This is a genomic window from Klebsiella sp. JN_Kp121, from assembly GCF_040062145.1.
Taxonomy (GTDB): Bacteria; Pseudomonadota; Gammaproteobacteria; order Enterobacterales; family Enterobacteriaceae; genus Klebsiella; species Klebsiella aerogenes.
Genome location: NZ_JBEAHX010000017.1, coordinates 1 through 10,626 on the forward strand (window position 1 = coordinate 1; position 10,626 = coordinate 10,626).

Genomic DNA, 10,626 nt, shown 5'->3' on the forward strand with positions numbered 1-10,626 from the left:
CCCAGCATTTCGCGTTGCAGGAAGGCGTCAAGACCCGAAATCCCCGGGAGCTTACTTCAGTAAGTGACCGGGGTTGAGGGCCGCAGACAACGCATCTGCGGCGTGAAAGGCGCCCTCACATTTAACCCAGCATTTCGCGTTGCAGGAAGGCGTCAAGACCCGAAATCCCCGGGAGCTTACATCAGTAAGTGACCGGGGTTGAGGGCCGCAGACAACGCATCTGCGGCGTGAAAGGCGCCGGTTAAATTATTTGGCGTCGGTTGCCGTACCGTTAGCATGCCAGGTAAACACGCCGAACTCGAACCCTTTCAGGTCGCCTTTCTCATCCCACGACAGCGGCCCCATGACGGTATCCACCTTCGCCCCTTTCAGGTATTTCGCGATTTCCGCCGGATCTTCAGACTGATTTAACCCCGCCTGCAGCGACTGCAGTGCCGCATAGGTGGTCCACACGAAGGCGCCGCTCGGATCCTGTTTCTTCGCTTTGATAGCATCCACAATCGGTTTGTTCGCCGGAACCTGATCGTAGTTTTTCGGTTTGGTGACCAGCAGGCCTTCTGCCGACTCGCCGGCGATGTTAGACAGGGAAACGTTAGCCACGCCTTCCGGGCCCATAAACTGGGTTTTCAGACCGGCTGCGCGCGCCTGGCGCAGGATCTGTCCCATTTCCGGGTGATAACCGCCGTAGTAGACGAAGTCGATATTTTCTTTCTTCAGGCGCGCCACGAGGGTAGAGAAATCTTTCTCACCGGCGGTGATCCCGTCAAAGAACACCACGTTGGCGCCGCCTTTCTTCAGGTTTTCCTGAACTGAGCGCGCCAGCCCTTCGCCATATTGCTGTTTGTCATGAACCACAGCGATGCGCTGCGGCTTCACCGTGCCGAGAATATATTTCGCCGCCGTCGGGCCCTGATCGGAGTCGAGACCGGTGGTGCGCAGAATCAGCTTATAGCCGCGCGCCGTCAGCTCCGGCGCGGTTGCCGCCGGGGTAATCATCAGGATGCCTTCGTCTTCATAGATGTCAGACGCCGGCTGGGTGGATGAGGAACACAGATGACCGATAACGTATTTAATGCCGTCATTCACCACTTTGTTCGCGACCGCCACCGCTTGTTTCGGGTCACAGGCATCGTCATATTTCACGATCTGCAGTTTGTTGCCCTTGATACCGCCCTTGGCGTTGATATCCGCTACCGCCTGCTCCGCGCCGGTAAATTCCTGGTCGCCATACTGGGCAACCGGGCCGGACATCGCTCCCACGACGGCAATTTTAATGTCTTCCGCCAGCGCGGAACCGCTCATAATTAAAGCAATACATCCTGCCAGTAACGCTTTACCCTTCATATTCATCCTGAGGCTCCCCATTATTATGGTTTTTGCATTTGTTGTGATGTTGTTTGTCAGCGCATTATTCTGATTTTTTAGTCATAATAAGTGTAGTATGACTGCATTTGGGTCTGCCGCCTGCGCTTTTGCAGCACACTATGCCAAAACATACCCCATTTTTCAGAATTTGAAACAACAATTTGCAAGAGATGTAAAAGTTATGTGACTGAAGCTAAAGGTCGCGACAAATCGCGCGGAGAGGGGAAACGGGTATGACGGGGATATAAAACAAAAAGCCCCCGCTGAAACAGCAGAGGCTTAATTCACTACGGCGCAGAAAGTCGAAGATTAAGCTTCGATAGCGGCGCGTAGTTTTTTCATCGCGTTCTTTTCCAGCTGACGAACACGTTCAGCTGAGACGCCATAACGATCCGCCAGCTCCTGCAGCGTGGACTTGTTGTCCTCGTCCAGCCAGCGAGCGCGGATGATGTCCTGGCTACGCTCGTCCAGGCCCTGCATCGCATCAGTCAGTTTATTAGCAGCCTGCTCTTCCCAGTTATCGTCTTCGATGCCGTCGGCAAAGTTAGACGTTTTGTCCTGCAGATAGAGCACCGGCGCCATCGGCTGGCTATCGGATTCGTCATCGGACGACATATCAAAGGTCATGTCCTGCGCTGCCATACGTGATTCCATCTCACGTACGTCTTTGCTCGACACACCCAGCTCGCGGGCAACCATCTCTACTTCGTCCTGGTTAAACCAGCCCAGACGCTGCTTGGTTTTACGCAGGTTGAAGAACAGCTTACGCTGCGCTTTGGTGGTTGCGACTTTAACGATACGCCAGTTACGCAGCACGTATTCGTGGATTTCCGCTTTAATCCAGTGCACGGCGAAGGAAACCAGTCGCACACCCACTTCCGGGTTGAAACGACGTACGGCTTTCATCAGACCGATGTTACCTTCCTGAATCAGGTCCGCCTGCGGCAGGCCATAGCCCGAGTAGTTACGAGCAATATGAACAACAAAGCGCAGGTGAGACAGAATCAGCTTTTTCGCTGCTTCCAGATCGCCCTGGTAATGCAGCTTTTCAGCAAGCTCCCGCTCTTCATCAGCCGATAACATCGGCCAAGTGTTAGCAGCCCGGATGTACGATTCCAGGTTACCAACGGGGGCTAAAGCTAAAGTTTGCATTTCTTTGGTCATTCAAATCCTCTCAATCGATAGTGTCTGACATGATCTTGTCCCCATCAGGCAACAAACATGCCAGCATTTATGAGCAACGAGAATATCACCCACAGTAGTATCAGACAGTGATTTTATCCACAAGTTCCATGCAACGTTGTGAGTAAATTACGCACAAAATGTGACATGGAGATGAAAGATTAGGGAAGAGGCGAACAGGGACTCTTTCCCTGCAGAGAGATATTCAGTGCAGGGAAAGATTATACCAGAAAATTTTTAGTCGGGGGTAAAGTGACGTAAATGTTGCACCGTCGCCAGCCAGGCCGCGACCCAGCCAATCATCGAGCAGACGATTAGCATCAGCAGACACTCATCGAAGCCTAAGCCGCTGAGTTCAAATTTAGTACCAAACACTTTCGCCACTTCGGTCACCGCCGAGGAGAGGCGCATCACCAGAATCTCCGACAGAATCAGCGACAAAAACGCCCCGGCGAAGCCCAGCAGCGCGCCGCCGTAGAGGAACGGGCGCAGGATGAAACCGTCGGTAGCGCCGATCAGCTTCTGGACGTTAATGGTATCGCGGCGGGCGAAGATGCTCAGGCGCACGCTGTTACCAATCACCAGGAACACCGCGGCAATCATCAGCACGCCGATCATCGCCGACACCCGGCCGACCAGCCCGGTCAGCGACGCCAGGCGCGCAAACCAGCTATCGTCCATGCGCACTTCGTCTACCCCCTGAATACGGGAGACGCGATCGCGCAGGGTGTTAAGCGAATCGGTATTCTGGAAATCGAGCTTCGGCACCACAATCGCTACCGCCGGCAACGGGTTCTCTTCCAGCATATCCAGCGCGCCGCCAAACCCGGACCAGTTGCGGAACTCGCCCAGCGCCTCATCGCGCGACAGGTAATTTACTTTCTCAACGCCCTGCTCCGCCTGCAGTTGGCCAACCACCCGCGCCGCTGCATCATCATCCAGCGTTTTTTCCAGATAGACGGTGATCTGCGGCGACGGATAATACTGCGACGCCGCGCTGTTGACGTTTTTGTAGACCATATAGCAGACGCTCGGCAGCGTCAGCGAAATAGCGATCACCATGATGGTGAGGAAGGTCGCCAGCGGCGTGCTTTTTAAATCCTGTAACGCGCCGTGCCAGGCGTAGCGCACCTGCTCGTTAAAGACGTTACTCTTCCGCGATGCCGGGTTCGGCGCCGCTTTTGACCGTTTTGGCGCATTGCGCCCGCCGTTGCCGCCGCCGGTGGCGTTACGGAGACGATCGAACTTGCTGCCGAACTGGCGAATCTGGTTCACTGCGTCGCGCTTATTCACCCCGATGGCCTCCATGCATATGACCGTCGCTTAGCGTCAGGACACGGTACGGACGGCTGGAAATAAGCCCCAGGTCGTGGGTCGCCATCAGTACCGTTACACCTACGCGGTTAAACTCTTCAAACAGACGTAAAATCCCTTCCGAGAGCGCCTCATCGAGGTTACCGGTCGGTTCATCCGCCAGCAGCACCGCCGGCTTGTTGACCACCGCGCGGGCAATGCCCACACGCTGTTGCTCACCGCCGGAGAGTTGGATGGGGAAATTTTTCGCTTTGTCCAGCAGCCCGACTTTATCCAGCGCTGCGGATACGCGGCGGCGAATATCATCGCCGCTGGCGCCGGCGATAATCAGCGGGATCGCCACATTATCGAACACGGTGCGATCCATCAGCAGGTGGTGGTCCTGGAAAATCATGCCGATTTGGCGGCGCAGGAACGGCACCTCGCGGCTCTTCAGGCGGCTGATATCATGGCCGCTGAACAGAATTTTCCCGGCGCTCGGCCGTTCGATACCACAGATAAGCTTCAGCAGGGTACTTTTCCCCGCGCCGGAATGGCCGGTCAGGAACGCCATCTCGCCCTGCTGCAGGTGGAACGTCACCCCCTGCAGCGCTTGTCTCCCACCGAGATAGGCTTTGCTGACTTGTTCAAAGCGAATCATTCTTAATCCTCTCGGGCAAAAAGTGCCTCAATAAAGTCGCCCGCATTAAACGGACGCAGATCTTCAATACGTTCGCCGACGCCAATATAGCGAATCGGAATACTGAACTGGTCAGCCACTGAGAAGATAACCCCGCCCTTCGCGGTTCCGTCAAGCTTAGTCAACGTAATGCCGGTCAGCCCCACCGCTTCGTGGAACAGTTTGGCCTGGCTAATCGCGTTCTGCCCGGTGCTGGCGTCGATGGTTAGCATGACTTCATGCGGCGCGTCGACATCCAATTTCTTCATTACGCGGACAATCTTCTTCAGTTCTTCCATCAGATGCGATTTATTCTGCAGACGACCCGCGGTATCGGCAATCAGCACATCAATATTGCGCGCTTTCGCCGCCTGAATGGCGTCAAAAATAACCGAGGCTGAATCAGCGCCGGTATGCTGGGCAATCACCGGGATCTCGTTACGCTGGCCCCAGACCTGTAACTGTTCCACCGCCGCCGCGCGGAAGGTATCCCCCGCCGCCAGCATCACGGATTTGCCCTGCTGCTCAAACTGACGCGCCAGCTTACCGATGGTGGTGGTTTTACCCACGCCGTTAACGCCGACCATCAGAATAACAAATGGCGTTTTCCCTTCAACATTCAGCGGTTCCTCAACTTTCGTCAGGATCTCGCTCATCTCTTCTTTCAGCAGACCGTATAACGCCTCGGCATCACGCAGCTGCTTACGGCTGGCCCCCTCGGTAAGATTGGTAATAATCTTACGCGTGGTTTCCACCCCAACGTCGGCAATCAGCAGCTGTTCTTCCAGCTCTTCAAACAGATCGTCGTCGATTTTTTTGCCGCGGAACAGGCTGATAAATCCGGAACCCAGATTCTGTTTGGTTTTCACCAGGCTGCGTTTTAAGCGGGCGAAGAAACCTTCTTTGGTCGGTTTTTCCTGCTCCTGCGGCGCCGCTTCCTGAGTTTCCGCTTCTTCTTCTGGCGTCTCTTCTACGCCTTGCGCCGCCAGAGCTTGTGCTTCGAGCTCTTCATCGCTTAATTCGGCTTCGGGCTCTTGCGGGAGGAGCTCATCTTCGATGACTTCAGGCTCCGCGACGATAACCTCTTCCGGCGTCTGTTCAGCGACCGCTTCGGCGATAACCGGCTCGGCTATCACCTCTTCAACCAGCGGTTCAGCGACTTTTTCTTCTACCGCAGGAACAACCGGCGCTTCTTCAACAGCGGCCTCTGGGGCAGAAATTTCCTCCGCCGCCGGCGATTCAGCCACTTTTTCCTGTGCAACGGCTTCGGTCACCACCGGATGCGACAGTTCGCTTTCAACAACTTGTTCGGTAACCTCTACGACCTCAGCGGCAAAGGCCTCGGGGTCTTCTTTTACCGTTTCCGCCGCGGGTACGGCTTCCGCAGGCGTTTCCGCCGCCGGAGCCTGTTCCGCAACCTCTTGTTGTTCTTCTACTTTTTGTTCTGTTTCGCTTTCCTGAGCCTGTTCTTTTTGCCCAAAGCCCAGCCAGGAAAAGAAGCCACGTTTTTTCTCTTTTGCCATTTGCGACCACACTCCTCGCTGTTTATTCATGGCGCAGCTTCGACACAACCGCTTCAGAAGCTGAAAAAATGATGAAATTAGTTGGATAGTCTATCACTTAACTTAACTCGCATCACCGCCCCCGGATTAAGGTTTCGTCAATGGTCTTCGATCGTTAGAATAGCAGGCTGGAAGTTGAGACTTGAGCAAAGAGATGAAGAAACCAAATCACGCAGGCAGCGGCCAGATCCGCATTATCGGCGGACAGTGGCGGGGCCGTAAATTACCGGTGCCGGAGAGCCCGGGTCTGCGCCCGACTACCGACCGGGTTCGGGAAACGCTTTTTAACTGGCTGGCGCCGTCGATGGTCGACGCCCACTGCCTTGACTGCTTCGCCGGCAGCGGCGCGCTGGGGCTGGAAGCGCTGTCACGCTATGCCGCCAGCACCACGCTACTGGAGATGGAGCGCGGCGTCGCGCAGCAGCTACAAAAAAATCTCGCGACGCTGAAAGCCAGCAACGGCAAGGTGGTCAACACCAACACGCTGGCGTTTCTCAGCCAGCCGGGTACGCCGCACCACATTGTCTTCGTCGATCCCCCCTTCCGCAAAGGGCTGCTGGAAGAAACGCTCAGCCTGCTGGAAAAAAACCACTGGCTCGCTGATGAAGCGCTGATTTATGTCGAGAGCGAAGTAGAAAACGGACTACCGCCGGTTCCGGCAAACTGGCAGCTGTATCGCGAAAAAGTCGCCGGACAGGTCGCCTACCGGCTGTATCAACGCGAGGCACAAGGAGAAAACCATGCTGATTAATTTAGGCCGCCTGCTGATGCTATGCGTGTGGGCGTTTTTGCTGTTGAACCTGTTTCAACCTTTCCCAAAACCGCTGAATATTTTCGTTAACGTGGCGCTGATTTTTATGATTCTGATGCATGGCCTGCAGCTGACGCTGTTGAAAGCGACGCAGACGAAAGATGCGCCGCCGCTGAGCCGCTTTGAGCAGATTCGTATTTTCATCTTCGGCGTATTTGAACTGGTGGCCTGGCAGAAAAAGCTGAAGGCCACGCTGAAGAAGAAGTAACGGTTAATCGAGGGCTCAGTTATCGACAACAAAGTCGACGAATTTTGAGCCCTTATAGCTCAGCATTCCCCGGTCGCCAACGCTCAGCGCGTGGTATTGCGGCGCATCAAGGCGGAACACCACTTCCAGACCGCCATTTTCCGGGCGGAAGCTCGCTTCATAACGCATCTCGCTGCCGGCTGGCGTCACCGTCTGCTGGCGCGAGCGGCGATCGTTAATCACCTTTTCCCGCTTATTGCTGACCACCACCCGCTTCTGCAGCAGCGGCGCGGCGTCGTTATCCATTTTCTCCCGGCGCTGCTGCACGTAGCGAAACGAGGCCGCCACCACAATCACCGCGACCACCAGCACAAAAAATAGCGGAACTTTACTCATTTGCGTACCCATAAGAATTATCAGGAATAAGGATAACGCGCATTGAATAACGTTGTCATCTTCTGGCCCAAACCACTACACTGAGATCCGGTACCGTAAGCGTAATCGCTTATTTAATGATAACAGATACAGGGACTTACTATGCTTTGGTCGTTTATTGCTGTCTGTTTCTCCGCATGGCTTTACGTCGATGCGTCCTATCGTGGGCCGGCCTGGCAGCGCTGGGTCTTTAAACCGGTCACCCTGCTTCTGTTGCTGCTGTTAGCCTGGCAGGCGCCGATGTTCAACGCCATTAGCTACCTGGTGCTGGCGGGCTTGTGCGCTTCGCTGCTCGGCGATGCGTTAACCCTGCTGCCGCGCCAGCGGGTGATGTACGCGGTTGGCGCATTCTTCCTCTCTCATCTGCTGTATACGATCTGGTTCGCCAGCCAGATGACGCTTTCGTTCTTCTGGCCGCTGCCGCTGGTACTGCTGGTGCTCGGCGCGCTGCTGCTGGCGATTATCTGGACCCGACTGGAAGAGATGCGCATGCCGGTGCTGACCTTTATCGGTATGACTCTGGTGATGGTGTGGCTGGCGGGCGAACTGTGGTTCGTGCGGCCGACCGATACCGCGCTCTCCGGCTTCCTTGGCGCCGCTTCGCTGCTGTTGGGTAACGCCGTCTGGCTGATTAGCCACTATCGCCGTCGTTTCCGCGCCGATAACGCCATTTCCGCGGCCTTCTACTTTGCCGGGCACTTCCTGATCGTTCGCGCACTGTATCTGTAATTTACTGCTTGACTCTGGAGTCGACTCCAGAGTGTATCCTGCGGGTAATGAGAAAATTATCATTACCCGGAGGGTGCCATGTCGACACCAGAATCTCAGGACAAAAAAGTCCCCCAGTTCTCGTCATTCAAATTTACCCCGGCGACAGCGCCCGCGGAAAGCTGCTGTACCGATCATAACTGCGCCGGAGAAACCGCCGCCGCTGAGCAGCCGCTCAATGGCGCCCGCTATAGCTGGCAGGTGGAAGGGATGGACTGCGCGGCCTGCGCCCGTAAGGTGGAAACCGCCGTGCGCCAAATCGACGGGGTCAGCCAGGTACAGGTACTATTCGCCACCGAGAAACTGCTGGTCAATGCCGACAGCGATATCCGTTCGCAGGTTGAAAACGCGGTACGCGCCGCGGGTTATACCCTGCGCGATGCTGACGCGCCGCAGGAGGAGAAACCGCAAGGTTCATGGCTGCAGGAAAACCTGGCGTTATTGAGTCTGGTAGTGATGATGGCGCTCAGCTGGGGGCTGGAGCAGTTTAACCACCCGTTCGGCAAACTGGCGTTTGTCGCCACTACCCTCGTCGGCCTGTGGCCGGTTGCCCGTCAGGCGCTGCGGTTAATTAAAAGCGGCAGCTGGTTTGCCATCGAAACGCTGATGAGCGTCGCCGCCATTGGCGCGCTGTTTATCGGCGCCACCGCCGAAGCGGCGATGGTGCTGCTGCTGTTCCTGATCGGCGAACGACTTGAAGGCTGGGCCGCCAGCCGCGCGCGTCAGGGCGTAAGCGCCCTGATGGCGCTCAAACCTGATACCGCCGTTCGCCTGCGCAACGGCGAGCGTGAGACCGTCTCCCAGCGCGACCTGCGTCCTGGCGACGTGATTGAAGTCGCCGCCGGCGGGCGTCTGCCGGCCGATGGCGAGCTGCTATCGCCGTTTGCCAGCTTTGACGAAAGCGCGCTGACCGGCGAATCGGTACCGGTGGAGCGTAAAGCCGGCGAGCGCGTAGCCGCTGGCGCCACCAGCGTCGATCGCCTGGTGCAATTGAGCGTTATCTCCGAACCGGGAGACAGCGCCATTGACCGGATCCTCAAACTGATTGAAGAAGCCGAGGAGCGCCGGGCGCCGATTGAGCGCTTCATCGATCGCTTCAGCCGAATCTACACTCCGGCCATTATGGTAGTCGCCCTGCTGGTTGCCATCGTACCGCCGCTATTCTTCGCCAGCGCCTGGCTGCCGTGGATCTATAAAGGCTTAACGCTGCTGCTGATCGGCTGCCCTTGCGCGCTGGTCATCTCTACCCCGGCGGCGATTACCTCCGGCCTGGCGGTCGCCGCACGGCGCGGGGCGCTGATTAAAGGCGGCGCGGCACTGGAACAATTGGGCCAGGTGCGCCAGGTGGCGTTCGATAAAACCGGTACTCTGACCATCGGCCAACCGCAGGTCACCCACGTTATCACCACCGCCGACGTTGATGAAAACGGCCTGCTGGCGCTGGCGGCAGCAGTTGAACAAGGCTCCAGTCATCCGCTGGCGCAGGCTATCGTCCGCGAAGCGCAGCAGCGTAAGCTGACGATTCCCGTTGCGCGCAACCAGCGGGCGCTGGCCGGTTCCGGGATAGAAGCCGAGGTCAACGGCAGCCGCATCTTAATCTGCGCGGCCAGTAAGGCCGCCCCCGCTGAGCATGAGGCGCAGATCCAGCAACTGGAGAGCGCCGGACAGACGGTGGTGCTGGTGATGCGCGATGATACCTTGCTCGGCATTCTGGCGCTGCGCGATACCCTGCGCGACGATGCGCGTCAGGCAGTGGAAGAACTGCATCAATTGGGCGTACAAGGGGTGATCCTCACCGGGGATAACCCGCGCGCTGCGGCGGCTATCGCCAATGAACTGGGTCTGCAGTTCCGCGCCGGATTGCTGCCGGCGGACAAAGTGAACGCGGTGATGGCGCTTAACGCCAACGCGCCGCTGGCAATGGTCGGCGACGGTATCAACGATGCCCCGGCGATGAAAGCGGCGACCATCGGTATTGCGATGGGCAGCGGCACCGATGTAGCGCTGGAGACCGCCGACGCGGCGCTGACCCATAACCGCCTCACCGGCCTGGCGCAGATGATTTCTCTGACGCGCGCCACCCATGCCAATATTCGCCAGAATATCGCCATCGCTTTAGGGTTGAAGGGGATTTTCCTCGTCACGACCCTTCTCGGCCTGACCGGTTTGTGGCTGGCGGTGCTGGCGGATACCGGCGCGACGGTGCTGGTAACGGCTAACGCCCTGCGGTTATTGCGTAAAAAGTAAGGTTGAACAGATATTCCCTGCTCGCGCAGCACGGTTCCAGATCGTTAGGTAGCCCGGATAAGGCGCAACGCGCCGCCATCCGGGGGTATTCCCTGCT

General features: G+C 57.0%; 10 protein-coding genes. 4 read left to right on the plus strand and 6 right to left on the minus strand.

Annotated features, from left to right (window positions below):
* Positions 1-246 precede the first annotated feature (246 nt).
* From livJ to ftsY, 5 genes are all read right to left on the minus strand, one after another.
* The gene (gene livJ / locus ABLU86_RS17595) at positions 247-1,350 is read right to left on the minus strand and encodes a branched chain amino acid ABC transporter substrate-binding protein LivJ (protein ID WP_015369319.1); all 1,104 of its coding nucleotides are present in this window, start codon (positions 1,348-1,350) and stop codon (positions 247-249) included.
* Between the two features lie 324 nt (positions 1,351-1,674).
* Positions 1,675-2,529 (minus strand): RNA polymerase sigma factor RpoH, encoded by an 855-nt coding sequence (rpoH, locus tag ABLU86_RS17600; protein ID WP_002920815.1) that lies wholly within the window; start codon positions 2,527-2,529, stop codon positions 1,675-1,677.
* A gap of 255 nt (positions 2,530-2,784) precedes the next feature.
* The gene (gene ftsX / locus ABLU86_RS17605) at positions 2,785-3,840 is read right to left on the minus strand and encodes a permease-like cell division protein FtsX (RefSeq protein ID WP_032710034.1); all 1,056 of its coding nucleotides are present in this window, start codon (positions 3,838-3,840) and stop codon (positions 2,785-2,787) included.
* Positions 3,833-4,501, minus strand: a complete 669-nt coding sequence (ftsE, locus tag ABLU86_RS17610) for a cell division ATP-binding protein FtsE (protein ID WP_015369317.1) — start codon at positions 4,499-4,501, stop codon at positions 3,833-3,835. The genes ftsX and ftsE overlap by 8 nt, the downstream gene beginning before the upstream one ends.
* Positions 4,502-4,503: 2 nt before the next feature.
* Positions 4,504-6,042 (minus strand): signal recognition particle-docking protein FtsY, encoded by a 1,539-nt coding sequence (gene ftsY / locus ABLU86_RS17615; RefSeq protein WP_047042958.1) that lies wholly within the window; start codon positions 6,040-6,042, stop codon positions 4,504-4,506.
* Positions 6,043-6,235: 193 nt separating this feature from the next.
* Between ftsY and rsmD the strand changes: the two genes are divergently transcribed.
* Together rsmD and ABLU86_RS17625 are read left to right on the plus strand one after the other, a co-directional pair.
* Positions 6,236-6,832, plus strand: a complete 597-nt coding sequence (gene rsmD / locus ABLU86_RS17620; RefSeq protein ID WP_015703709.1) for a 16S rRNA (guanine(966)-N(2))-methyltransferase — start codon at positions 6,236-6,238, stop codon at positions 6,830-6,832.
* Entirely contained in the window at positions 6,822-7,100 is a 279-nt protein-coding gene (locus tag ABLU86_RS17625; RefSeq protein ID WP_015369314.1) for a DUF1145 family protein, read from the plus strand. Before rsmD ends, ABLU86_RS17625 begins: the two co-directional genes overlap by 11 nt.
* Positions 7,101-7,115: 15 nt before the next feature.
* On the opposite strand, the gene ABLU86_RS17630 is transcribed toward ABLU86_RS17625, so the two are convergent.
* A complete protein-coding gene (locus tag ABLU86_RS17630) occupies positions 7,116-7,475 on the minus strand; it encodes a DUF2500 domain-containing protein (protein WP_180244118.1) in 360 nt (119 codons plus the stop codon).
* A gap of 141 nt (positions 7,476-7,616) precedes the next feature.
* Here ABLU86_RS17630 and ABLU86_RS17635 point away from each other — a divergent pair, with 141 nt between their 5' ends.
* Positions 7,617-8,243: a lysoplasmalogenase gene (locus tag ABLU86_RS17635; RefSeq protein ID WP_015369312.1), complete on the plus strand. Its 627-nt coding sequence runs from the start codon at positions 7,617-7,619 to the stop codon at positions 8,241-8,243.
* A gap of 78 nt (positions 8,244-8,321) precedes the next feature.
* Positions 8,322-10,529 (plus strand): Zn(II)/Cd(II)/Pb(II) translocating P-type ATPase ZntA, encoded by a 2,208-nt coding sequence (zntA, locus tag ABLU86_RS17640; protein WP_348796037.1) that lies wholly within the window; start codon positions 8,322-8,324, stop codon positions 10,527-10,529.
* The last annotated feature ends 97 nt before the right edge of the window (positions 10,530-10,626 follow it).